We start from the raw sequence: 24,901 nt of genomic DNA on the forward strand, positions 1-24,901 counted from the left end.
CGGGCGGCGTCACCCGGTTTTCCGCCCGCCTCAGCGCGGCAGCGCGAGCAGCCCGGCACCGAAGTACTGCCGGGCCCCGCAGGCGTACGGCCCGGGCGGGCAGGCGGCCGCCGCGGTGCCGGCGAGCAGGGCGGCGAGCGGGCCGGAGCCGTAGTCCGGGTGCAGCGCGGCGGCCACCGCGACCGCGCCGGTGACGTGCGCCGCCGCCATCGAGGTGCCGGCCAGTGCCGCGTACTGCCCGCCCGGCCAGTCGGAGACGATCGCGCCCTGCGGCCCGCTGTCCGGGTCGCCGCCGGGGGCGGCCAGCGAGACCCGGCCGCGGCCGTAGTTCGAATAGCCGGACGGGCGGCCGTCCCGGTTGACGGCGGTGACGGTGACGACGCCGGGCAGTTCGCCGGGCAGCCGGATGCACTCGGTGCCCAGGTAGCGGGAGCGGGCCGGGCCGGAGACCCGGTCGTTGGGGCTGCGCTCGTCCGTCCGGGTGGCGCCGAGGTCCTGCCCGTCGTTGCCCGCCGAGGCGACCACGACGGCACCCTTGCGCTGGGCGTAGCCGGAGGCCCGGCCGACGGCGGCGATCAGCGCGGCCTGGTCCTGGTCCTCCGGGCAGTTGTACTTCCACGGGTCGGCGAAGTAGCTGTTGTTGATCGCCTTGGCGCCGTGGTCGGCGGCCCAGAGCATGCCGCAGACGATGTTCTCGGCGTAGTACTGGCCGAGCGGTCCGAGCAGCCGGACGGCGGCGATCCGCACGCCCGGCGCGACCCCGGTGATGCCGTGGCCGTCCCGGGTGGCGCCGACGATCCCGGCGACGTGGGTGCCGTGGCCGCTCTCGCTGACCCCGGGGTCGGGCCGCCAGGAGCCGGAGCGGGCGTCGGGCCGGCCGTCGGCGCAGGAGACGGAGGCCTTCGGGTCGACGGCGGCGCGCAGGTCGGGGTGGGTGTCGTCGACGCCGGAGTCGAGCACCGCGACCAGCACCTTGTGCAGTGCGTCGGCGGTCGGCGCGCCGGCGGGACCGCGGATCCCGGTGGAGGTGTCGCCGGCCCGGGCGCCGGCGCCGCCGAGCATGGCGAGGTTCCACGGGTCGCCCTCGCTCGGGTCGGGCACCGTGACGGTGCCGCCGGCCTGCCGGTCGGTGCTGTCGCGCCGGGCGCTGTCGGTGCTGCTGTGACGGGCGTGACCGCTGTCGCGACGGGCGTGATCGGTGCTGCTGCGGCCGGCGCGGTCGGCACGGTCGGTACCGGCGGCGAAGTCCCCGGCGCCGTCCAGCAGGCGGGGCGGGGCGACCACCGGTTCGGTCCGGGTGGTGCCGACGGCGGCGATCCCGGGCCGGGCCCGCAGCGTGCCCGCGAAGCCGCCGGTGGCGTACGCCAGGACGGCCCCGATCTGCGGGTACTCCTGGACCACCTGCCCGCCCGCCGCCCGGCTCTCGGCCCCGGCCAGGGCGGCCCCGGCGGCGTCCTCCTGCTCGGCGAGCACCAGGTAGCTGAGGTAGGGCCGGCCGGATCCGGAGACGTACGGGACGGCGCCGCCGACCACGAGTGCGGTGAGCAGCATCGCGAGCAGCGCCCGGGCGGGCCCGCGGACGCGGCGGCGGGCGGCCCGGGCGGGACTGCCGGACGGGTTCACCTGCGCCATCGCACGGTCTCCGCTCGTCGGTCCGGTGGGTCGGGGGGTGGGTCGGGGGTGGATCACTGGCCTGATTCATCACCATATGAGCGGATTTGCCTTTTTGCTCCTTTAACTACACCCGTGCTCACCACACCCGTGCGACCTCCGCTCCCCCGCCCCGGTTGTCGGTGCCACCCGGCACCATGGGGGCATGGCGCCCCCGCACCCGACCCCGCCGAACGACGACCCCCTGGCCGGATTCGCCCCGACCACCCGGGCCTGGTTCAGCGGCGCCTTCTCCGCCCCCACCACCGCCCAGGCCGAGGCCTGGCGCGCCATCCGGCAGGACACCGACGTCCTGGTGGTCGCCCCCACCGGCTCCGGCAAGACGCTCGCCGCCTTCCTCTCCGCCCTGGACCGACTGAGCAGCACCCCGCCCCCGGCGGACCCCAAGCGCCGCTGCCGGGTCCTGTACGTGTCACCGCTCAAGGCCCTCGCGGTGGACGTCGAGCGCAACCTGCGCGCCCCGCTGACCGGCCTGCGCCAGGCCGCCATCCGGCTCGGCCTGCCCGAGCCCGAGGTCCAGGTCGCCACCCGCTCCGGCGACACCCCCGCCGCCGACCGCCGCCGCTTCGCCACCCACCCGCCGGACATCCTGATCACCACCCCCGAGTCGCTGTTCCTGCTGCTCACCTCCGCCTCCCGGGAGGCGCTGCGCGGCGTCGACACGGTGATCCTCGACGAGGTTCACGCCGTCGCCGGCACCAAGCGCGGCGCCCACCTCGCGCTCAGCCTGGAGCGGCTGGACGAACTGCTGGAGCGCCCGGCCCGCCGGATCGGCCTGTCCGCGACCGTCCGCCCGGTCGAGGAGGTGGCCCGCTACCTCAGCCCGCAGCGCGGCGCCGTCGTCGTCCAGCCCGCCGCCGCCAAGGAGTTCGACCTGTCGGTGGTCGTCCCCGTCCCCGACCTGGACGACCTGCCCGCGGCCCCGGCCACCGGCGCCTCCTCCGACGCCGACCCGCAGCGGCAGGCGTCGATCTGGCCGCACGTCGAGGAGCGGATCGTCGACCTGGTCCAGGCGCACCGCTCGACCATCGTCTTCGCCAACTCCCGCCGCCTCGCCGAGCGCCTGTGCAACCGGCTGAACGAGATCGCCCTCGAACGGGCCACCGGTGAGCCGCTGCCCGAGGCGCACTCCCCCGCCCAGCTGATGGCCGAGTCCGGCGTCGCCAAGGGCGCCCCGCCGGTCATCGCGCGCGCCCACCACGGCTCGGTCTCCAAGGAGCAGCGGGCGCTGGTCGAGGAGGAGTTGAAGGCCGGCCGGCTGCCCGCCGTGGTCGCCACCTCCAGCCTGGAACTGGGCATCGACATGGGCGCCGTCGAGCTGGTCGTCCAGGTCGAGTCGCCGCCCTCGGTCGCCTCCGGCCTGCAACGGGTCGGCCGGGCCGGCCACCAGGTCGGCGCCGTCTCCACCGGCGTCTTCTTCCCCAAGTACCGCGGGGACCTGGTGCAGTCCGCCGTGGTCACCGAGCGGATGCGGGCCGGCCGGATCGAAGCGCTGCGCGTCCCGCGCAACCCGCTGGACGTGCTCGCCCAGCAACTGGTCGCGATGACGGCGCTGGACGCCTGGCCGGTGGACGACCTGCTCACCGTGGTCCGCCGCGCCGCGCCCTTCGCCACCCTCCCGCAGTCCGCCTTCGAGGCCGTGCTCGACATGCTGGCCGGCCGCTACCCCTCGGACGCCTTCGCCGAGTTGCGCCCCCGGGTGGTCTGGGACCGGGTGGCCGGCACCGTGACCGGCCGCCCCGGCGCCCAGCGGCTCGCCGTCACCTCCGGCGGCACCATCCCCGACCGCGGCCTGTTCGGCGTCTTCATCGCCGGCATCGACCCCAAAAAGGGCGGCGGCCGGGTCGGAGAGCTCGACGAGGAGATGGTCTACGAGTCCCGCGTCGGCGACGTGTTCACCCTCGGCACCACCTCCTGGCGGATCCAGGAGATCACCCACGACAAGGTGCTGGTCACCCCCGCCCCCGGCGTGCCCGGCCGGCTCCCGTTCTGGAAGGGCGACACCCTCGGCCGCCCGATCGAACTCGGCCGCGCCCTCGGCGCGTTCACCCGCGAGCTGGGCGCCCTGGAGCCCGCGGCCGCCACCGCCCGGCTGCACCGGGCCGGCCTGGACGACTGGGCCGCCGCCAACCTGCTCGACTACCTCGCCCAGCAGCGCGCCGCCACCGGCCACCTCCCGGACGACCGCACCATCGTCGTCGAGCGCTTCCGGGACGAGCTCGGCGACTGGCGGATCGTCATCCACTCCCCCTTCGGCGCCCAGGTGCACGCCCCCTGGGCGCTCGCACTCGGCGCCCGGCTGCGCGAGAAGCACGGCCTCGACCCCCAGGTCATGCACGCCGACGACGGCATCGTGCTGCGCCTGCCGGACGCCGACCTCCTCGCCACCGACTTCGACTTCAACAGCCCCCCGGAGCGGTCCGGTTCGGACGAGGCCCCGGTCGGCGCCGACGCCGCCCTGTTCGACGCCGCCGAGATCGAGCAGCTGGTCACCGACCAGGTCGGCGGCTCCGCCCTGTTCGCCTCCCGCTTCCGCGAGTGCGCCGGCCGGGCCCTGCTGCTCCCGCGCCGCAGCCCCGGCCGCCGCACCCCGCTCTGGCAGCAGCGCCAACGCGCCGCCCAACTGCTCGAAGTCGCCTCCGAGTACGGATCGTTCCCGATCGTCCTGGAGGCCGTCCGCGAGTGCCTCCAGGACGTCTTCGACGTGCCGGGCCTGGTCGAGCTGATGGGCGACCTCGAATCCCGCGCCGTCCGCCTGGTCGAGGTCACCACCCCCGAGCCCTCGCCCTTCGCCCGCTCCCTCCTGTTCGGCTACGTCGCCCAGTTCCTCTACGAGGGGGACTCCCCACTCGCCGAGCGCCGCGCCGCCGCCCTCTCGCTCGACTCCCGGCTGCTGTCCGAACTCCTCGGCCAGGCCGAGCTGAGCGAACTGCTCGACCCGCAGGTGCTCGCCGAGTTGGAGGCCGAGCTCCAGCGCCTCACCCCCGAGCGCCGGATCAAGGACGCCGAGGGTGTCGCCGACGCGCTGCGCCTGCTCGGCCCGCTCACCGAGGTCGAGCTGGCGGCCCGCGGCGCCGAGCCGCTCTGGGCCCTGGAGTTGGAGGCCGCCCGCCGGGTGATCCAGGTCCGGATCGCCGGCGAGCGGCGCTGGTCCGCCGTCGAGGACGCCGGGCGGCTGCGCGACGCGCTCGGCACCCCGCTGCCGGTCGGCGTCCCCGAGGCCTTCACCGAGCCGGTCAAGGATCCGCTGGGCGACCTGCTCGCCCGCTACGCCCGCACCCACGGCCCGTTCGCCGCCGCCGAGGCGGCCGCCCGCTTCGGCCTCGGCACCGCCGTCGTCACCGGCACCCTGCACCGGCTCACCGCCGCCGGCCGCCTGGTCCAGGGCCAGTTCCGCCCACCCGTCGCCCGCCGGCCCCCTTCGCCGGAGGCGCTCCACACCACCCCTTCCGACCACACCACCACCGAGTGGTGCGACGCCGAGGTCCTGCGCCGGCTGCGCCGCCGCTCGCTGGCCGCCCTGCGCCAGGAGGTCGAACCCGTCCCGCCGCGCGCCCTGGCCGCGTTCCTCCCGCAGTGGCAGCACCTGGCCGGCCACCGGCTGAGCGGCGCGGACGGCCTGCTCCGGGTGGTCGAACAGCTCCAGGGCACCGCCCTGCCCGCCTCCGCCCTGGAGAAGCTGATCCTCCCGGCCCGGCTCACCGGCTACTCCCCCGGCCTGCTGGACGAGTTGACGGCGGCCGGCGAGATCGGCTGGTGCGGGGCCGGCGCGCTGCCCGGCAAGGACGGCTGGCTCAGCCTGCACCTGGCCGAGCACGCCCACCTGCTGCGCCCCGAGCCCGTCCCGCCCGCGCTCACCCCCGTGCACAGCGCGCTGCTGGCGGCGCTGGCCGGCGGCTACGGCCTGTTCTTCCGCCAGTTGGTCCAGCAGCTGCCGGAGGAGACCCCGGAGCCGGAGGTCGTCGAGGCGCTCTGGGACCTCGTCTGGGCCGGGTACGTCACCAACGACACCCTCGCCCCGCTGCGCGCCCTGCTCGGCTCCGGCCGGACGGCCGGTGCCACCGCCCACCGCGCGCCCCGGGCGACCCCGCGCGGCCGCTACGGCGGCGCCGGCCGCGCCTTCGGCCGGGTCGGCGGCGCGCTGCGCGGCGGCCCGCCGACGGTGGCCGGGCGCTGGTCGCTGCTGCCCGCCTTCACCACCGACCCGACGGTCCGGGCCACCACCCAGGCGCAGAGCCTGCTGGACCGGCACGGCCTGGTCACCCGGGGCGCGGTGGCGGCCGAGCGGGTGCCGGGCGGCTTCGCCGGGGTGTACCGGGTGCTCGCCGCGATGGAGGAGCGCGGCCGGGCCCGCCGGGGCTACTTCGTCGAGGGGCTGGGCGGCGCCCAGTTCGCCATGGAGGGCGCGGCCGACCGGCTGCGCTCGGTCAACGGCCGGCTGGAGCGGGCCCGGGCCGCCGAGTGGCCGGCCGCCCCGGCCACCGAGCCGCCGCAGGTGCTGGTGCTGGCCGCCGCCGATCCGGCGAACGCCTACGGCTCCGCACTGCCCTGGCCGGAGCCGCCGACGGCCCCCGGAGCCAAGGAGGCCCGGGCGCACCGCCCGGGCCGCAAGGCGGGCGCCCTGGTGGTGCTGGTGGACGGCGAGTTGGCGCTGTACGTCGAGCGGGGCGGCAAGTCGCTGCTGGCCTGGCCGGAGGACGGCGCCACCCGGGCGCTGGCGGTGGGCGCGCTGGCGGCCGCGGTCCGCGAGGGTGCGCTCGGCAGCGTCACGGTCGAGCGGGCGAACGGCGAGCCGGCCCTCGGCTCGGCGCTGGGCGCCGCGTTGGAGGAGGCCGGTTTCCACGCCACCCCGCGCGGCCTGCGCCTGCGGTCCTCCTGAGGTCCGCCGACGCCGAAGGCCGCGGGGCATCCGGTGCCCCGCGGCCTTCGTTCGCTCGTATCACCCGTTCGAGTGGCTCAGCCGACCGTCGGCGGTTGCGCCGCCACCCGGGCCACGGCCTCCTTTGACGGGCGCCGCTGCGGCCCGGTGGCGTTCCGGTCGGCGTGGACCGGGATCAGGCCGAGTCCCCAGCCGCCGGCCGCGAGCAGTCCCAGCACGGCGCCGTCGGCCAACTGTCCCCGGACCGCCGGCAGCCACCAGAGCAGCCCTGCCGTCAGGATCACCAGGACCCGGCGGGCCGGCCACGGTATCAGTCGCCGCAGCCGTATTCGAGCCTCCGTGCACGCCGTCGCGGATCTCCGCACGACCGCCCTCCTTCGCTCGCCCCGGGCACCAGGAGCCCGGGAGTCGAGGCCGGGTTCAGGCGGCGACCACGTCCATCGCGGCGGCCTTGGGCGACATGTTCGCCCGGTCGGTGCCGGGAGCGGGCAGCGGAACCGGTTCGAGTACCGGCCTCAGCAGATCACCTTCGGAGAGGCTGGCCATCGCCGCAAGTTCGGCGAGCGACAGTTCGTCGCTGACCTCGCGCATGACCTCGGACATCCGGACGTCGAGCGCGTCGCAGATGGCGGAGAGCAGCTCCGAGGAGGCCTCCTTCTGTCCCCGCTCGACCTCGGAGAGGTAACCGAGCGAAACCCTGGCTGCCGCCGACACCTCGCGGAGTGTGCGGCCCTGGCGCTGGCGCTGCCGACGCAGTACATCGCCCAGTAGGCGACGAAGCAGGATCATCGGTGCCTCCCTCCTCGGACTGCGGATCGAGATGTCACGACCCCACCGTACCGCCTTGCCCGCTTCGCGTGCGGGGACCCTGGTCGTGTTCACTCTGGGCTGCAAGGCTGTCCCCCTCCTCGTTCCGGTGTCGTTTCCGGGTCCGCGGGCCCCTCGTGGTACCCCTCGCGGACCGCCCGGCCACCGTCACGCAACTCGTTCGCCACCTGGTTTCTGCCCAACCAGGCCCTTGGATGTAACACGATCCTCCAGCTGTGCCATGCCCGCGGACCGGATCGGCGGATCTCGGTCCGGTGGAGATCGCCGCGATCGGAGCTCCACCACGCCTCCGCGGCGCCTCCAACGGGCTGCGGGACGTCCGGGTGCGGGCCCCGCGGGGTTCAGGTCGTGGGCGTACCGGCCCGGAGCCGCCCGACGAACAGCTCCAGAGCGGCGGTCACCGCCCCGTGACGGATTCTGGCACGCCCGCCCGACAGCCGGGGCGAACTGACCAGAGTTCCCTCCGGACCGGCGACCGCCAGGTGTACGGTGCCCACCGGCTGCCCGTCCTGCGGGTCCGGCCCGGCCACCCCGGTCGTCGCGATCCCGTACGTGGCCCCCAGCAGCCGGCGCACGCCCTCGGCCATCTGCCCCGCCACCACCGGGTGGACCGGCCCGTACACCGCCAGGAGCCCCTCGTCCACGCCGAGCACCGAGGCCTTCAGCTCGGTGGCGTACGCGGTGACCGAGCCCCGGAAGGTCGCGGACGCCCCGGGGACGTCGACCAGGGCGGCCGCGAGCAGCCCTCCGGTCAGCGACTCGGCGACGGCCAGCGTGCCGCCCCTGGCCCGCAGCGCCTCGTGCGCCCGTACCGCCAGCTCGTGGTCCGTCACCCGGTCTCCCCCGTCGCTCACCGGCCCGCGCGCTCCGCGGCCAGTCCCTCGCGGCGCATGCGCAGCGCCTGTCCGACGTAGTCCAGCGCGGTGCCGATGGTCAGCAGTACCGCCAGGGCCATCAGCACGGCCCGGGCGGTGGCCAGCCAGCCGGTCAGCTCCAGGACGTACATGCCGACCGCGATGCCCTGGGTCAGCGTCTTGATCTTGCCGCCGCGGCTGGCCGGGATGACGCCGTAGCGGATCACCCAGAAGCGCATCAGGGTGATGCCGAGTTCGCGGGCCAGGATCACCGCGGTGACCCACCAGGGCAGGTCGCCGAGCAGCGAGAGGCCGATCAGCGCCGAGCCCATGATCGCCTTGTCGGCGATCGGGTCGGCGATCTTCCCGAAGTCGGTGACCAGGCCCTTGCGCCGGGCCAGCTCGCCGTCGAACAGGTCGGTGATCATCGCGATGGCGAACGACGCCCAGGCGACCGAGCGCCACTTGGGGTCGTGCCCGCCGTCGGCGAACAGCAGCGACACGAAGACCGGCACCAGCAGCAGCCGGAGCATCGTGAGCATGTTGGCGATGTTCCAGACAGCCGGCGCCGGCGGCACCGCGGCCGGCGGTCTGCCCGGATGGGCCGCGGCCGGGGCGCCGGGCCCCTTGGTCATTCCCCGGCTCCCGGGGCCTGACGGACCCGGACCGGCTCCAGCGCCTCGGCGATCAGGTCGACGCCTTCGCTGGCGACCACCTTGGCCCGGTGGAACTGGCCGATCTGCGGGTCCTCGACGCCGGTGAGGGTGGTCAGGCCGTCGGTCTCGGGGGCCTGGTGGGCGGCCCGGCCCTCGACCACGCCGTCCTCGATGGACTCGATCAGGACCTCGACCTCGGTGCCGACGCGCTGCTCGGCCCGCTGGGCGGTCATCTCCTCGGCCAGCCGGCTGAGCCGGTTCAGCCGGTCGGCGATCACGTCCTCGGACAGCTTGCCGTCGTAGGTCGCGGCCTCGGTGCCGTCCTCGTCGGAGTAGCCGAAGACGCCGATCGCGTCCAGCCCGGCGTGCGTGACGAAGCGCTCCAGCTCGGCGAAGTCCGCCTCGGTCTCGCCGGGGAAGCCGACGATGAAGTTGGACCGGGCGCCGGCCTGCGGGGCCCGGTCGCGGATGGTCTTCAGCAGGTCCAGGAACTGGTCGGTGGAGCCGAAGCGGCGCATCCGGCGCAGCACGGCGGGCGCCGAGTGCTGGAAGGACAGGTCGAAGTAGGGCACCACGTCCGTGGTCCCGGTCATCGCGTCGATCAGGCCGGGGCGCATCTCGGCGGGCTGCAGGTAGGAGACCCGGACCCGCTCGACGCCCTCGATCGCGGCGATCTCGCCGAGCAGCGTCTCCAGCAGCCGGATGTCGCCGAGGTCCTTGCCGTACGAGGTGTTGTTCTCGCTCACCAGGACGACCTCGCGCACGCCCTGCTCGGCCAGCCACTGGGCCTCGTGCAGCACGTCGGAGGGGCGGCGGGAGATGAAGGAGCCGCGGAACGCCGGGATGGCGCAGAAGGAGCACCGCCGGTCGCAGCCGGAGGCGAGCTTGACCGAGGCGACCGGGTTGTCGTCGAGCCGCTTGCGCAGGGTACGCGGGCCGGAGGCCGGGGCGAGGCCCTCGGGCAGGTCGGTGATCGGCTCGGCCGGGGCCTCGGCGGCGCCGTGGCCGGGCAGCGCGACGGCCTCGGCGGCGGACTGCCGCTCGGCCGGGCTGATCGGCAGCAGCTTGCGGCGGTCGCGCGGGAGGTGCGGGGCGTGGTGGCCGCCGGAGAGGATGGTCTGGAGGCGGTCGGAGATGTCGGAGTAGTCGTCGAAGCCGAGCACGCCGTCGGCCTCGGGCAGGGCGTCGGCGAGCTCCTTGCCGTACCGCTCGGCCATGCAGCCGACCGCGACGACGGCCTGGGTGCGGCCGTGCCCCTTGAGGTCGTTGGCCTCCAGCAGGGCGTCCACGGAGTCCTTCTTGGCGGCCTCGACGAAGCCGCAGGTGTTGACGACGGCGACGTCCGCTTCGGCGGCGTCGTCGACGAGCAACCAGCCGTCGGCTTCCAGTCGCCCGGCGAGTTCCTCGGAGTCCACCTCGTTGCGGGCGCATCCGAGCGTGACAAGGGCGACAGTACGGCGTTCAGGCATAGGGCCAAGATTAACGCGCGGCCTCCGGTGCCGTTCGCCCCGGAGGCCGCGCGCCTCGGATTACCAGATCTTCGCCAGGCCGCAGGGCCGCTCTCCAGGGCCTCCGCAGGCCTGTGGTCAGCCCGCCTGCGGATCGCCGGGGGTGTACGTGACGTGCACCACCTGGCCGTCCTTGCCGAGGAGGCCGAGATCCTTGCCGTTGACGTACGCGTGCACGGCCCCGCCGTTTCCGAGCACCAGCTTGATCTGCTTGGGGTCGGTGAAGGTCTGGTCCTGGCCGTCGCTGATGTTGTTCTGGAACAGCGACTTCCCGCTGCCGTCCACCGCGGACACCCAGCTGGTGCTGCCCTCGGCGACCAGTTTCACGGTGACCTTGTCGGCCGGGACGGCGGCGATCGCGGCCGCACTCGGCACGGGCGCCGGCGGCTGCACGGTGGGCGAGGGCACGGAGGCGACCGAGCCGGTGCCGGAGCCGCTGGGCAAAGGCGCGCTGGCGGAGCCGGTGCCGGTGTGGCCGTCCTTGCCGCTGACCAGGTTGAAGCCGATCAGGACGACCACCACGACGATCGCGGAGACCATGGCCGCCGCCCAGTTCGGCCGACCGCGGCCGGGCACCTTGATCGGGCCGCTGTCGATCAGCTGGGTCGGCCGCTTGGAGGCGGGCGAGCCGCCGTGCGCGGCGTCGTACCGGGCGATCAGGGCCTCGCCGTCGACGCCGACCTCGCGGGCGATCGCGCGGATGTGCCCGCGGGCGTAGAAGTCGCCGCCGCAGCGGCCGAAGTCGTCCTCCTCGATGGCGTGGACGATCGGCACCCGGACCCGGGTCGCCGTACTCACCTGGTCCACCGTGAGCCCGGCCTCGATCCGGGCGGTGGACAGCACCCGGCCGATGCTCGGGGCATCGGCCGCCTGCACCGCGTCGTCGGTCGGCTCGACGGACGACGGGGCGTTCTCGCGGTCGGGGGACTTGCCGATGGTCACGGGGCACGCCTTTCGAGCGGATGGCCACCTGCTGGGGAACAGTCTAGGGGCGCGGGCGGATCGTTTCTCAAGCGGAACAGGCCCGAATGCGCGCGCCCGCCCCGACGGGTGCCCGGCACCCCGCTGAACGGCCGTCAGCGGGCCCGCGCGGGGAACCCGGGGGGTTCGCTTTCCGGCCTGTGACGCGGCGTACGGGCGTTCGGTTCCCCTTCACGCGCCTACCCTCCTCCGAACGGGTGAACACTCGTCGCAGGCGCGGGTCGTCAGCCGCGCAGACCGACCAGCACCCCGTCCAGCTCGTCCGGCTTCACCAGGACGTCGCGGGCCTTGGAACCCTCGCTCGGCCCGACGATCCCGCGCGACTCCATCAGGTCCATCAGCCGCCCCGCCTTGGCGAAGCCGACCCGGAGCTTGCGCTGGAGCATCGAGGTCGAGCCGAACTGGGTGGAGACCACCAGCTCGGCCGCCTGGATCAGCAGGTCCAGGTCGTCGCCGATCTCCTCGTCGATCTCCTTCTTGGCCCCGCCGCCGACCGTCACGTCGTCCCGGTAGACGGCGGTCAGCTGGTCCTTGCAGTGCTGCACCACCGCGGCGATCTCCGCCTCGGTGACGAACGCGCCCTGGAGGCGGATCGGCTTGCCAGCGCCCATCGGCAGGAACAGCGCGTCGCCCTTGCCGATCAGCTTCTCCGCGCCGGGCTGGTCCAGGATGACCCGGGAGTCGGCCATCGCGGAGGTCGCGAAGGCCAGCCGGGACGGCACGTTGGCCTTGATCAGACCGGTGACCACGTCCACCGAGGGCCGCTGGGTGGCCAGCACCAGGTGGATGCCGGCCGCGCGGGCCAGCTGGGTGATCCGGACCACCGAGTCCTCGACGTCGCGCGGCGCCACCATCATCAGGTCGGCCAGCTCGTCGACGATCACCAGCAGGTACGGGTACGGGGTCAGCTCCCGCTCGCTGCCGAGCGGCGGGGTGACCTTGCCGGCCTTCACCGCCGCGTTGAAGTCGTCCACGTGCCGGAAGCCGAACGCCGCGAGGTCGTCGTAGCGCAGGTCCATCTCGCGGACCACCCACTGGAGGGCCTCGGCGGCCTTCTTCGGGTTGGTGATGATCGGCGTGATCAGGTGCGGGATGCCCTCGTACGCGGTCAGTTCGACCCGCTTGGGGTCGACCAGCACCATCCGCACCTCGTCCGGGGTGGCCCGGGCCAGGATCGAGGTGATCAGGCAGTTGATGCAGGACGACTTGCCCGCGCCGGTCGCGCCGGCCACCAGGATGTGCGGCATCTTGGCGAGGTTGGCCATCACGGTCTGGCCCTCGACGTCCTTGCCCATGCCGACGACCATCGGGTGGGTGTCCTCGGCGGCCGTGCGCGAGCGCAGCAGGTCGCCGAGGTTGACCATCTCGCGGTCCCGGTTGGGGATCTCGATGCCGACCGCGGACTTGCCCGGGATCGGGCTGATGATCCGCACCTCGGCGCTGGCCACCGCGTACGCGATGTTCTTGGCGAGCGCGGTGATCCGCTCCACCTTGACGGCCGGGCCGAGCTCGACCTCGTAGCGGGTCACCGTCGGGCCCCGGGTGAAGCCGGTGACCCTGGCGTCCACCTTGAACTCGGCGAAGGTGCTGCTGAGCTGGGCCACCACCTCGTCGTTGAGGGCGCTGCGGGCCTTGGCCGGGCCGCCGCGCTCCAGCAGGTCGAGCGGGGGCAGCGCGTAGGTGACGTCGCCGGCCAGCTGGAGCTGTTCCATCCGCACCGGTGCCGGGCCGTGCTCCTCGGGCGCGCCCGGGCCCGCGCTGCGGGCGGCCGGGACGGCGGCCTCCTCCGGCGGGGCGGTGCGGTCCTGCACCTGGTGCATCATGTTCGCCACCGCCGAGGAGGCGGGCACGCCGTAGACGAGTGCCCCGTCCAGGTCGGCGGCGGCGCCGGCGGCGAGGTCGCGGGTGGCGTACGGGTCCAGCGGCTCCTTGTCCAGGGACACCCGGACGGCGTCGGGCTGGTCCTCGTCGTCCGCCGGCTTGCGGCGGCGGCGCCGACGGCGGGCGGCCACCTCGTCGCCCGGGTCCTCGCTGCCCACGGTGAACGGCAGCGCGGCGGGGTCCGCGTCCTCGGGCGGCTCGGTGGACAGGTCGCGCTCCGGCGTACGCCCCTCGCGCAGCTCGTCCTCCGGCCCGGGCTCCACCACGCCGAGCCGCACGCCGGCCGACCGCAGCCGCTCGGGAATGCGGTTGACCGGGGTGGCGGTGACCACCAGCAGGCCGAAGAAGGACAGCAGCAGGAGCAGCGGCACGGCCAGCGCCGGCCCGGCGGCGGCCATCATCGGGGTGGACACGGCCCAGCCGATGATCCCGCCGGCCGCCCTTATCCGCGAGGCACCGCTGCCCATCATGGGCGCGCCGCAGCCGATGTGCACCAGGCCGAGGACGCCGACCAGCAGCGCGCTCAGGCCGATCATGATCCGGCCGTTGGCCTCCGGCAGCTCCGGGTGGCGCCAGAGCCGGACCGCGATCCCGGCCAGCAGGAACGGCACCAGCACGTCGAGCCGCCCGAACAGCCCGGACACCACGGCGGTGGCCGCCTCGCCCAGCCAGCCCTGCGGGCTGAACCAGGTGCCGGCGGCGGTCACCAGCGCGAGTGCGAACAGCAGCAGGCCCAGCCCGTCCTTGCGGTGGGCCGGGTGGAGGTTCTTGGCCCCGTCGCCGAAGCCCCGGAAGATCGCGGCGATGCTGTTCGCCACGCCGAGCCAGACGGCCCGGACGGCCCGGAAGAGTATCGGCTTGGGCGGCGGCGGGGACGGCGGGGCCGGTTTGGCCGCCGCCTTCTTCGCCGGGGCCGCCTTCTTGGCCGCCGCCTTCTTCGCGGGCGGCTTGCCCGGGGCCTTCGCCGCGGCCTTCTTGGACGGTCCCGGACTCGGGTTGCGTGCCGCGCTTCCGGGCGTACGAGTGGCCATGGGTCAGCAGCCTACCGGGGTGGGCCACCAGTGCACATGTGCCCGAGCCGGGGCTCAGGGACGTGTCGCAGACACACCGTCACGCTGACCCGGTTTCACCCGGCCGCGCCAGAAATTCACCCGCAGGAGTGAACCCCGCCGACCGGTTACGCGGTTCCCGGCCGGAGCGCGTCCAGGGCCCGGCGCAGCCCCGCCAGCTTGCGCTCCAGGTGCGCCGCGGTGGCCGCCACCCCGGCGTCCTCGACGCCGTCCAGCTGCTTGCCCAGCGCCTCCGCCTGCTCCTCGACCGCCGCCAGCCGCGCGGACAGCTCGCCCAGCAGCGCCCCGCCCAGGGGCGGCTCGCCGCCGCCCGCCTCCAGTTGCAGCCGCAGCAGCGCGGCCTGCTCCTTCAGCTGGCAGTTCTTCACGTACAGGTCGACGAAGACCGAGACCTTGGCGCGCAGCACCCACGGGTCGAAGGGCTTGGAGATGTAGTCCACGGCCCCGGCCGCGTAGCCGCGGAAGGTGTGGTGCGGGCCGTGGTTGATCGCGGTCAGGAAGATGATCGGGATGTCCCGGGTGCGCTCGCGGCGCTTGATGTGGGCGGCCGTCTCGAAGCCGTCCATCCCGGGCATCTGGACGTCCAGCAGGATCACCGCGAAGTCGTCGGTGAGCAGCGCCTTGAGCGCCTCCTCGCCGGAGACGGCGCGCACCAGCGTCTGGTCCAGCGCGGAGAGGATCGCCTCCAGCGCCAGCAGGTTCTCCGGTCGGTCGTCGACCAGGAGGATCTTCGCCTTCTGCATCAGGGCTCGCCCTCCTGTCGCCTGCCTGCCGCCCGGTGATGGCACTCGCGTCCTGCCCACCGCTACCCCGGTCATGCTAGCCGCACCCCCTCGCCCGGCACATCGCTCCGTCGTGACCCGATCCGGAGCGGCGCGCGGCCAGTGCTCCGGCGCACGCTCAGCAGCGTGTCGCCGTCCGGTCACTGTTCGCAACGATCGGTGACCCTACCGGGTTCCCGGGCCCGACCGCCAGCAAACCGGCCCACCGGACGGCGCGAACCCCGGAGCTCGCCCCGGAGTTCGCGCCCTCCCCTGGCGCTACGCGCGGTCCGACCGCAGCCACTCGCGCATCACCGCCAGCAGGTGGTCGGTCTCCACCGGCTTGGTGATGTGGTCGGTGGCGCCCGCCTCCAGCGACTTCTCGCGGTCGCCCTTCATCGCCTTCGCAGTCAGCGCGATGATCGGCAGGCCCGCGAACTGGGGCATCCGGCGGATCGCCTCGGTGGTCGCGTAGCCGTCCATCTCCGGCATCATGATGTCCATCAGGACCAGCGCCACGTTCTCGTGCTGCTCCAGCATCTCGATGCCCTCGCGCCCGTTCTCGGCGTACAGGACGGTCAGGCCGTGCTGTTCCAGCACGCTGGTGAGGGCGAACACGTTGCGGACATCGTCGTCCACGATCAGCACCTGCTGGCCGTCGAAGCGCACGTCGCTGCGACTGGGGCGGGGCGGGGCGGGCTCCACCGGGCGGGCCCCGGCGGCGGCGTCCAGGGCGGCGCTGCGCCGTCGCTCCACCGCGCCGCGGCGGCGCTCCTCGGCCAGCTCGCGGACCTCCTGGGCCCAGTGGTCGGCCGGGTTCTCACCGACCGGCACGGGCACCCCGATCGGGGTCACGCCGACGGAGGCGCGCAGCGTCGGGACGCTCGACACGACCGGGCGCTCGACCTGGGTCGCGCCCGGGGCCTCGGTGCGCAGCGGCAGGTAGAGCGTGAACGTGGAGCCCTTGCCCAGCTCGCTCTCGGCGTGGATCTCGCCGCCCAGCAGCCGCGCGATCTCGCGGCTGATCGACAGGCCGAGCCCGGTGCCGCCGTACTTGCGGCTGGTGGTGCCGTCGGCCTGCTTGAACGCCTCGAAGATCTCCCGCAGCTTGTTGCCGGGGATGCCGATGCCGGTGTCGGAGACCGCGAAGGCGATCAGCTCGTCGTCCGGGTCCTTGATCGAGCCGGACTCCAGCAGCCGCTCGCGCACGTGCTGCGGGACCTCCGCGCCAGCCGGGGAGATCGAGAAGTCGACCGCGCCGGCGTCGGTGAACTTGACGGCGTTGGAGATCAGGTTGCGCAGCACCTGCTGGAGCCGCTGCTCGTCGGTGTGCAGGGTGACCGGCAGGGCGGGCGAGACCCGGACGGCGAAGTCCAGGTTCTTGTCCAGCGCGACCGGCTGGAAGGTGGCCTCGACGTAGTCGACCAGCTGGACCAGGGCGATCCGGGCCGGGCGGACGTCCATCTTGCCGGCCTCGACCTTGGAGAGGTCGAGGATGTCGTTGATCAGCTGGAGCAGGTCGGAGCCGGCGCCGTGGATGGTGTCGGCGAACTCGACCTGCTTGGGCGAGAGGTTGCCCTCGTTGTTGTCGGAGAGCAGCTTGGCCAGGATCAGCAGCGAGTTGAGCGGGGTGCGCAGCTCGTGCGACATGTTGGCGAGGAACTCGCTCTTGTACCGGGAGGCCAGGGCGAGCTGCTCGGCGCGCTCCTCCAGGACCTGCCGGGCCTCCTCAATCTCGCTGTTCTTGATCTCGATGTCGCGGTTCTGCTGGGCGAGTTGCTCGGCCTTCTCCTGCAACTCCTCGTTGGTGCGCTCCAGTTCCTCCTGGCGTGCCTCCAACTCGGCGGATCGCATCGAGAGTTCGGCGGTGAGCCGCTGGGACTCCAGCAGCAGGCCCTCGGTCTTGGTGTTGACGCTGATGGTGTTGACGGTGACGCCGATCAGGTCGGCGATCTGGTTGAGGAAGTCCAGCGCGACGGTGGTGAAGGAGCTGAAGGTGGCCAGCTCGATCACGCCCAGCAGCCGGCCCTCGAACAACACCGGCAGCACCACGATGTGGGCCGGCGAGGCCTCGCCGAGGCCGGAGGCGATCTTGAGGTATCCGGGCGGCGCCTCCTTGAGGATGATCGCCCGCTTCTCCACCGCGGCCTGCCCGATCAGCGACTCGCCGGGCCGGAAGGTGGTCGGCATCGCGCGCCGCTGGTAGCCGTAACTGCCGATCAGCCGCAGGACGGTGTCGTTCTCGTCGTCGTCCTCGGTGATCAGCTCGGCGGTGCGGCCGGCCGGCTGGGCGAGGAAGAAGGCGCCGTGCTGGGCGGAGACCACCGGGGTCAGCTCGGTCATGATCAGCGAGGCGACGGCCTCCAGGTCCCGGCGGCCCTGGAGCAGGCCGGAGATCCGGGCCAGGTTGGTCTTGAGCCAGTCCTGCTCCTGGTTGGTGCGGGTGGTCTCGCGCAGGTTGGCGATCATCTGGTTGATGTTGTCCTTGAGCTCGTCGAGCTCCCCCGCGGCGTCCACGTCGATCCGCAGGCTCAGGTCGCCCCTGGTCACGGCGGTGGCGACCTGGGCGATCGCGCGCACCTGCCGGGTCAGGTTGTTGGCCAGTTCGTTCACCGATTCGGTGAGGTCCTGCCAGGTGCCGTCCACGCCGGGTACCCGGGCCTGGCCGCCGAGCCGCCCGTCGGTGCCCACCTCGCGGGCGACCCGGGTGACCTCGTCGGCGAACGCCGACAGCTGGTCGACCATGGTGTTGATGCTGGTCTTGAGCTGGAGGATCTCGCCGCGCGCGTCGACGTCGATCTTCTGCGAGAGGTCGCCGCGGGCCACCGCCGTGATCACCAGCGCGATGTTGCGGACCTGGCCGGTGAGGTTGTTGGCCATCAGGTTGACGTTGTCGGTCAGGTCCTTCCAGATGCCGGCCACGCCCGGCACGCTCGCCTGACCGCCCAGGGTGCCGTCGGTGCCGACCTCGCGGGCCACCCTGGTCACCTCCACCGCGAAGGAGGAGAGCTGGTCGACCATGGTGTTCAAGGTCCCGGCGAGGGCGGCGACCTCGCCCTGCGCCTCGATGGTGATCTTCTTGGACAGGTCGCCGCGGGCCACCGCGGTGGCGACCTCGGCGATGTTGCGGACCTGCCCGGTCAGGTTGGACGCCATGAAGTTGACGTTGTCGGTCAGGTCCTTCCAGATCCCCGACACCCCGCGCACCCGCGCCTGGCCGCCCAGGATCCCCTCGGTGCCCACCTCGCGGGCGACCCGGGTCACCTCGTCGGCGAACGCCGACAGCTGGTCGACCATGGTGTTGACGGTCGTCACCAGCTCCAGGATCTCGCCCCGGGCGTCGACGGTGATCTTCTTCGACACGTCGCCGCGCGCCACCGCCGTGGTCACCTCGGCGATGTTGCGGACCTGGCTGGTCAGGTTGTTGGCCATCAGGTTGACGCTGTTGGTCAGGTCCTTCCACGTCCCGGACACCCCGGGCACGCTCGCCTGACCGCCGAGGATGCCCTCGGTGCCGACGTCCCGGGCCACCCTGGTGACCTCGTCGGCGAAGGCGCCCAGCTGGTCCACCATCGTGTTGATGGTGTTCTTCAGCTCCAGGATCTCCCCGCGCGCGTCCACCTGGATCTTCTGCGACAGGTCGCCCTTGGCGACCGCGGTCGTCACCTGCGCGATGTTGCGCACCTGATCGGTGAGGTTGTTCGCCATGAAGTTGACGTTGTCGGTCAGATCGCGCCACACCCCGGCCGCCCCGGGCACCTGCGCCTGACCGCCGAGCCGCCCCTCGGTGCCCACCTGGCGGGCCACCCTGGTCACCTGTTCGGCGAAGCCGGAGAGCTGGTCGACCATCGTGTTGATGGTGTTCTTCAGCTCCAGCATCTCGCCGCGCGCGTCCACCTCGATCTTCTGCGAGAGGTCCCCGCGCGCCACCGCCGTGGTCACCTGGGCGATGTTGCGCACCTGGCCGGTCAGGTTGTCGGCCATGAAATTCACCGAGTCGGTCAGGTCCCGCCAGACCCCGGCCACGCCCGGCACCTGCGCCTGGCCGCCGAGCCGGCCCTCGGTGCCCACGTCCCTGGCCACCCCGGTGACCTGGGCGGCGAACCCGTTCAGCTGGTCCACCATCGTGTTGACGGTGTTCTTCAGCTCCAGCATCTCGCCGGCCACCTCGACGGTGACCTTGCGGGACAGGTCGCCCTTGGCCACCGCGGTCGTCACCTGGGCGATGTTGCGCACCTGCGCGGTCAGCCGGCCGGCCATGGTGTTGACCGAATCCGCCAGGTCCTTCCAACTGCCGGACACGCTGCGGACCTTGGCCTGGCCGCCCAGCTTGCCCTCGGTTCCCACCTCGCGGGCCACCCGGGTCACCTCGTCGGTGAACTCCGAGAGCTGGTCCACCAGCCCGTTGACGGTCCGGCCGATCTTCAGGTACTCGCCGCGCAGCGGGTGGCTCACCCCGTTGCTGTGCAGCGAGCGCAGCTCCATCTTCTGGTCCAGGTCGCCCTCGGCGATCGAGGAGAGCACCCGGCCCACCTCGGCCATCGGACGGGCCAGATCGTCGATCAGCGCGTTGCAGTTGTCGACGGCCGCCATCCAGGCACCCTCGCCCGCGCCGGTCTCCAGCCGCTCGTTCAGCCGGCCCTCGCGACCCACCGCCCGCCGCACCCGGGCCAGTTCGCCGGTCAGGTGCTGATTGCGCTCGGCGACCTCGTTGAACACCGCGGCGATTTCCGCCAGCGGACCGTCCCCCGGAACCGTCAGCCGGCGGCGGAAGTTGCCGTCCCGCATCGCGGTCAGCGCGGCCAACAGCTTCCGCAGTTCGGCCGGCTCCGCCCCCCGGTTGTGGCTCACTCGCCGGCCGGCCGCGTTCCGCGGCGCGGTCCCGGACCGCCCACCGCGCGGAACGGGCGGCGTCGTACCGGTTGCGTCCTTGGTGGCCGAACTCAACGGGCCCCTCCCACATCGTGAACTTTCCCGGTGACCGTCCGTGCCGGTACGGCACGCACCGGGGCACCGGCCCGGTCGGGCTGCGTACCGGCGCCCCACACGGCACACCGGCACCCGCATCGACCGTACTGCTCCGACCGGCCGTCGCGGACCCCCCAGTCTGGCAGCACCGGCGCCGGGTATACGGCCGGTTGCGCCCGGTTGGTAGCCGACCGTCCGAAACAGGTGGGCAGAATCACTCTCAGGTGCCTGTTTCAACGCCCCGCCCCCGCGGGGAACCAAGCGGAAAGTAGGGTGGAGCGCTGCACCGGGCCACGACCCGACCCAGCGCCGCCACCCCGGCGGCACGCACCGGGAGTCGGCGCCACGCCCCGGACAGTCAAGGCCAGAGCAGCAGAGGAGAAGTGGCAACGTGGTCACCGCGCGCGCAGCCGCCACCTTCGACCCCGACGGCCGGTCCGCAGCCGCCGCCCGGGGCTTCGTACGGGACGCGCTGCTCGGCTGGGGTCTGCCCGAGGTCGTCGACGACGCCGTCGTCCTGGTCAGTGAACTGGTCACCAACGCCGTCGTCCACGCCGGCACCGCCGCCGAGGTGTGCTGCCTGCGGGAGGAGGGCACCGTCCGGATCGAAGTCACCGACCACCACCCCGAACGCGGCCTGCCCTCCCTCGGCGACGGCCCCGTCACCGCCTCCGACCGCTACGCCGACCCCGACGGCGAGGGCGGCCGCGGCCTGCTGATGTGCTCCGCCCTCGCCGAGCGCTGGGGCGTCGAGTACGCGGCCGGGCGCAAGACCGTCTGGTTCCGGCTCGCCCTGCCCGCCCCCGTGGCCGGCACCCGCTACGCCGTCCCCGCGACCCCCGGCAGCGACCTGCCCAGCGGCCCCGGCCCGGTGCACGTCGCCGTCGTCCAGCTCGACGAGGACGGCCGCGTCCTCGCCTGGAACCCGGACGCCGAGGCGCTCTTCCAGTACCCCGCCACGACCGTCCTCGGCCGCCCCTGGGCCGACCTCGCCGTCTGGCCGCAGTCCGCCGGCCGCGGCCTCGGCCTCGCCGACACCCTGCGGCTGGCCCGCTGGGAGGGCGGCTACGGCGTCCGCCGCGCGGACGGCCACGAGGTCGAGGTGTACGGCGTCCAGGTCCGCGTACGCGACACCGAGGGCGTCCCCTCCACCCTCTGCCTGCTCGTCCTCGAACCCGACCGCGCGGTGCTCCGCTCCCCCGCCCGCGCCCTGCCCGGCGAGCGCTCCGACCCGACCGGCCCCCGGCTCGACCTGCTGGCCGGCCCGGTCGCCACCGACGACCTCGACACCCTGCTCCAGCGCACCGTCGAACGCGCCCGCGACCTGCTCGACGCCGACGCCGCGTACCTGCTGCTGACCACCGACGACGAGACCGAGTTCGAGGTCCGCGCCGCCACCGGGTTCACCTCCGGACACCGCAGGCACACCCGCTTCCCGGTCGACACCGGCAGCCGCTACGACTCCGCCCGGCTGCCCTCCGTCCACGAGGACCTCACCGCCCGCCCGACCGGCCTGCCCCTGCTCACCGGCAGCGGCATGCGATCCCTGGTCACCGTCCCGCTCAAGGTCGAGGGCCGGCTGATCGGCTCGCTCGGCATCGCCACCGCCGCGCCCGGCCGCTACGACAACGAGGACGCCCTGCGGCTGCAGTTCGCCGCCGACCGGGTCGCCCTCGCCGTCGAGAGCACCCGGCTGACCGAGCTCGAACGACTCCGCCGGGGCTCGCTGTCCTTCCTCGTCGAGGCCTCCGACCTGCTCGCCGGCACCCTCGAACACGAGCAGACCCTCGCCCTGATGGCCCAGATGGCCGTCCCCACCCTCGCCTCCTGGTGCGCCGTCTACACCAAGGGCGACCACGGCGCCGCGGCCGGCCTCGCCTTCGTCCTGCACGAGGACGAGGACCGGATCGACCCGCTGCGCGACCTGCTCGACAAGACCCCGGCCCCCGACGCCGGCCCGACCCACGGCGTCCGCTTCTGGTCGGCGCCCGCCGAGACCGCCGCCGCCGGCGGCCTCACCGACAGCCCCGAACTCGCCGGACTGCTCGGCGAGACCGTCGTCCTGCCGCTGACCGCCCGCAACCGGGTCATCGGCCTGCTCGCCCTCGGCGTCCCGGCCGGCGTCCGGTTCCGCCAGGAGATCCTCGAACTCGCCGAGGACCTCTCCCGCCGGGCCGCCCTCGCACTCGACAACTCCCGCCTCTACTCCGAGCGCACCGCCACCAGCCAGGCCCTGCAACGCAGCCTGCTGCCGCCGGACCTGCCCGAGATCCCGGGCGTCGAGGTCGACGTCTACTACCAGGCCGCCGGCGAGGGCAACGAGGTCGGCGGCGACTTCTACGACCTGTTCACCATCCGCGAGGGCACCTACGGCTTCGCCATCGGCGACGTCTGCGGCACCGGCCCCGAGGCCGCCTCGGTCACCGGCCTCGCCCGGCACTCGCTGCGCCTGCTCGCCCGCGAGGGCCTGGACGCACCGCAGGTGCTCCGCCGCCTCAACGCGGCCATCCTGGACGAGGGTTCGCGCAGCCGCTTCCTCACCCTGCTCTACGGCGAACTGACGCCCCGCCCGGACGGCAGCATCGAACTGTCCCTGGTCTGCGCCGGCCACCCGCTGCCGCTCCGGCTGAGCACCGACGGCCAGGTCGACCGGGCCGCCACCCCGCAGCCGCTGCTCGGCGTCATGGAGGACCTCGACCTCACCGCCGAGCGCCTGGTGCTCTCCCCCGGTGAGGTCCTGCTGTGCGTCACCGACGGCGTCACCGAACGCCGCGAGGGCAGCCGGATGCTGGGCGACGACGGCCTCGCCGAGGTGCTCACGGGCTGTACCGGCCTGACCGCCGGGGCGGTCGCGATGCGGGTGCAGCGCGCCGTCGAGCGCTTCGCCCCGGAACCGCCGTCCGACGACATGGCCATCCTGACCCTGCGGGTGCCGACCCAGCGCGCCTCGTGAGCCGACACCGCCTCTCGGTCAGCCCCTGGCTCCCCGGTCGGCCCTGAGCGTTCCACAGCTGACATCGTCACAAATTGTTATATTCACAAGGGTACAAGCGAGTACGTCCGGGTACACCGATCTCACCGGGGAATCCCCCGGCGGGGACAGGACCGGCGGCTCTCCCGCCGACCCATCACTTCTGACCGCAGCCCGCGCACGCTCCAGCCGTGCGCCCTCGGCGCGGTCGCGCGCATCCACCTCATCGGACCACACCACTGCGTTGACTGCGCCCTGCGCGCGCCCAAAGTGAAAGGAGCCTCCGGTGAGCAACGAAGCTACCGGGGCAACGAACGCCCGCTCCACCGGAGCCGACGCGGGTAACCTCGGCTACCTCGCACTCGGCCTCACACTGCTCGCCTACGGCCTGCTCTCCACCGGCGTCTTCAGCGGCACCGGGGTCGGGGACGCGGCACACCTCGCCCATCTGGTCGGCGGAGTCACCCTCTTCATCGCGGGCCTGTGGCAGCTCCGCGGCGGCGAGGGCTTCACCGGAACGGCCTTCACCAGCCTCGGCGCCTTCTGGGCGACCTGGTCGACGGCCGGCGGGGCGGGCAAGAACGCCGCTGGCCTGTTCCTCCTGCTCTGGGCCCTGCTCGCCCTCACCCTGACCGCCGCCAGCTGGGGCGCGGGCCTGTTCAGCCGCGCCGTCTACGGCCTGCTCACGCTGTCCCTGCTGCTGAACGCCATCGCCGTCTTCGGCGGCTACAGCGGCCTCGCCAAGTTCGCCGGCTGGGTCGCGGCCGTCTCCGGGCTCACCGCCTGGTACTGGGCCACCTCCGCGCTCAGCAACGGCTCCTGGGGCAGGATCGCCCTGCCGGTCAAATGACCCGCTGCGGCTGATCCGCCGCGGCGTACCGGGGTCGGACCTCCGTGTCGACGGAGGCCCGACCCCGGCGACGTGCCACCAGGGCCTGGGCGGCGTACGCGAGCAGCAGGATCACGACGGCGACGATGCCGTCCGCCCAGAAGTGGTTCGCGGTCACCACGACCACCGCGACGGTCAGCACCGGGTGCAGCACCATCACCCACCGCAGCGGACTCCGCGAGACCCGCACCACCGCGACCGCCGCCAGCACGCACCACGCGACGTGCACCGACGGCATCGCCGACAGCTGGTCGGCCACCACCACACCGCCCATCGCGCCCCCGTACACCGACTGCCCGTACTCGGCGGCCACGTCGACGAACCCGTGCTGCGGCAGCATCCGGGGCGGCGCCACCGGGATGAACTGCACCAGCAGACAGACCGCCGTGGTGATCACCACCGTGTTCCGCACCCACGCGTACCGCTCCCGGTGCCGCACGAACACCCAGAGCAGCACCGCCAGCATCACCGCGAAGTGCATCGCCGCGTAGTAGTAGTTCGCGAGCCTCACCAGCACCGGGTACGGCGTGACGGCCGCCTGCCAGGACGCCTCGTCCGGTAGACCGATCGCCGACTCGGTGCGGTGGATCCAATCCGCCCGGTCCAGCGCGTGGTCTCCGCTCATCACCGAGAGGTGGCCCACCAGCTGCCAGAGCGCGAACAGCGCCAGCAGCGTGCCGGCCTCCCGCAGCAGCGCCGACAGGGACGGCTTCCGGACCCTGGCGGCGGCGTACGCCCCGCCGTAGAGAGCGACCGCGGCGCCCCCGGCGGACTGCCAGGTAAGGGTCAGGTTCTGCAACGGATCGCGCCTCTCCGACAAACTCTGGTTCGTGTGTCGGCAGAGGTTAACGCAAAAAGACCCCCTCCCGAACGGGAGGGGGTCTTTTTGGAATGATTGTTCGGCGGCGTCCTACTCTCCCACAGGGTCCCCCCTGCAGTACCATCGGCGCTGTAAGGCTTAGCTTCCGGGTTCGGAATGTAACC

At 73.5% G+C, this 24,901-nt stretch carries 14 protein-coding genes and 1 rRNA gene; 3 read left to right on the plus strand and 12 right to left on the minus strand.

All coding sequences use genetic code 11. The features are described from left to right. Positions 1-30 precede the first annotated feature (30 nt). Positions 31-1,632 (minus strand): S8 family serine peptidase, encoded by a 1,602-nt coding sequence (locus AB0R04_RS23870; RefSeq protein WP_363374395.1) that lies wholly within the window; start codon positions 1,630-1,632, stop codon positions 31-33. Positions 1,633-1,816: 184 nt separating this feature from the next. On the opposite strand from AB0R04_RS23870, the gene AB0R04_RS23875 reads away from it, so the two are divergent. Beyond that, on the plus strand, positions 1,817-6,550 hold the full coding sequence (locus AB0R04_RS23875) for an ATP-dependent helicase (protein ID WP_363374396.1): 4,734 nt from the start codon (positions 1,817-1,819) through the stop codon (positions 6,548-6,550). A 77-nt stretch (positions 6,551-6,627) separates the two neighbouring features. On the opposite strand, the gene AB0R04_RS23880 is transcribed toward AB0R04_RS23875, so the two are convergent. From AB0R04_RS23880 to AB0R04_RS23920, 9 genes are all read right to left on the minus strand, one after another. Continuing rightward, entirely contained in the window at positions 6,628-6,915 is a 288-nt protein-coding gene (locus AB0R04_RS23880) for a hypothetical protein (RefSeq protein ID WP_363374398.1), read from the minus strand. Between the two features lie 55 nt (positions 6,916-6,970). Beyond that, positions 6,971-7,339, minus strand: a complete 369-nt coding sequence (locus tag AB0R04_RS23885) for a helix-turn-helix transcriptional regulator (RefSeq protein ID WP_363374401.1) — start codon at positions 7,337-7,339, stop codon at positions 6,971-6,973. Between the two features lie 380 nt (positions 7,340-7,719). Beyond that, positions 7,720-8,211, minus strand: a complete 492-nt coding sequence (locus AB0R04_RS23890; RefSeq protein ID WP_363374402.1) for a CinA family protein — start codon at positions 8,209-8,211, stop codon at positions 7,720-7,722. 17 nt (positions 8,212-8,228) lie between these two features. Then, entirely contained in the window at positions 8,229-8,867 is a 639-nt protein-coding gene (gene pgsA / locus AB0R04_RS23895; RefSeq protein ID WP_363374405.1) for a CDP-diacylglycerol--glycerol-3-phosphate 3-phosphatidyltransferase, read from the minus strand. Continuing rightward, entirely contained in the window at positions 8,864-10,357 is a 1,494-nt protein-coding gene (rimO, locus tag AB0R04_RS23900) for a 30S ribosomal protein S12 methylthiotransferase RimO (protein WP_363374408.1), read from the minus strand. The genes pgsA and rimO overlap by 4 nt, the downstream gene beginning before the upstream one ends. 117 nt (positions 10,358-10,474) lie before the next feature. Beyond that, positions 10,475-11,338 (minus strand): RodZ domain-containing protein, encoded by an 864-nt coding sequence (locus AB0R04_RS23905; protein ID WP_363374410.1) that lies wholly within the window; start codon positions 11,336-11,338, stop codon positions 10,475-10,477. A gap of 263 nt (positions 11,339-11,601) precedes the next feature. Further along, positions 11,602-14,289 (minus strand): DNA translocase FtsK, encoded by a 2,688-nt coding sequence (locus AB0R04_RS23910; RefSeq protein WP_363374412.1) that lies wholly within the window; start codon positions 14,287-14,289, stop codon positions 11,602-11,604. Between the two features lie 146 nt (positions 14,290-14,435). Then, on the minus strand, positions 14,436-15,074 hold the full coding sequence (locus tag AB0R04_RS23915; RefSeq protein WP_063351395.1) for a response regulator: 639 nt from the start codon (positions 15,072-15,074) through the stop codon (positions 14,436-14,438). Positions 15,075-15,368: 294 nt separating this feature from the next. After that, positions 15,369-19,940, minus strand: coding sequence for a HAMP domain-containing protein (locus AB0R04_RS23920; protein ID WP_363374415.1), 4,572 nt, complete (start codon positions 19,938-19,940; stop codon positions 15,369-15,371). A gap of 508 nt (positions 19,941-20,448) precedes the next feature. On the opposite strand from AB0R04_RS23920, the gene AB0R04_RS23925 reads away from it, so the two are divergent. Both AB0R04_RS23925 and AB0R04_RS23930 read left to right on the plus strand, forming a co-directional pair. After that, positions 20,449-23,010: a SpoIIE family protein phosphatase gene (locus tag AB0R04_RS23925; RefSeq protein WP_363374417.1), complete on the plus strand. Its 2,562-nt coding sequence runs from the start codon at positions 20,449-20,451 to the stop codon at positions 23,008-23,010. A 304-nt stretch (positions 23,011-23,314) separates the two neighbouring features. Further along, positions 23,315-23,878 (plus strand): GPR1/FUN34/YaaH family transporter, encoded by a 564-nt coding sequence (locus AB0R04_RS23930; protein WP_063349313.1) that lies wholly within the window; start codon positions 23,315-23,317, stop codon positions 23,876-23,878. Here the strand turns inward: AB0R04_RS23930 and AB0R04_RS23935 are convergent. Then, positions 23,871-24,716 carry a phosphatase PAP2 family protein gene (locus tag AB0R04_RS23935; RefSeq protein WP_079135872.1) on the minus strand — a complete coding sequence of 282 codons (846 nt, stop codon included), beginning with the start codon at positions 24,714-24,716 and terminating at the stop codon, positions 23,871-23,873. The two genes, AB0R04_RS23930 and AB0R04_RS23935, sit on opposite strands and share 8 nt — an antisense overlap. 98 nt (positions 24,717-24,814) lie before the next feature. Next, positions 24,815-24,901: ribosomal RNA gene (rrf, locus tag AB0R04_RS23940) — 5S ribosomal RNA — on the minus strand; the annotation flags it as partial.

Origin of the sequence: Kitasatospora sp. NPDC056731 (assembly GCF_040687675.1) — a bacterium.
GTDB lineage: Bacteria > Actinomycetota > Actinomycetes > Streptomycetales > Streptomycetaceae > Kitasatospora.

Coding starts and splice junctions, on each gene's coding strand:
- AB0R04_RS23870 (WP_363374395.1), bottom strand. CDS start 1,632: ATGGCGCAGGTGAACCCGTCCGGCAGTCCCGCCCGGGCCGCCCGCCGC.
- AB0R04_RS23875 (WP_363374396.1), top strand. CDS start 1,817: ATGGCGCCCCCGCACCCGACCCCGCCGAACGACGACCCCCTGGCCGGA.
- AB0R04_RS23885 (WP_363374401.1), bottom strand. CDS start 7,339: ATGATCCTGCTTCGTCGCCTACTGGGCGATGTACTGCGTCGGCAGCGC.
- pgsA (WP_363374405.1), bottom strand. CDS start 8,867: ATGACCAAGGGGCCCGGCGCCCCGGCCGCGGCCCATCCGGGCAGACCG.
- rimO (WP_363374408.1), bottom strand. CDS start 10,357: ATGCCTGAACGCCGTACTGTCGCCCTTGTCACGCTCGGATGCGCCCGC.
- AB0R04_RS23910 (WP_363374412.1), bottom strand. CDS start 14,289: ATGGCCACTCGTACGCCCGGAAGCGCGGCACGCAACCCGAGTCCGGGA.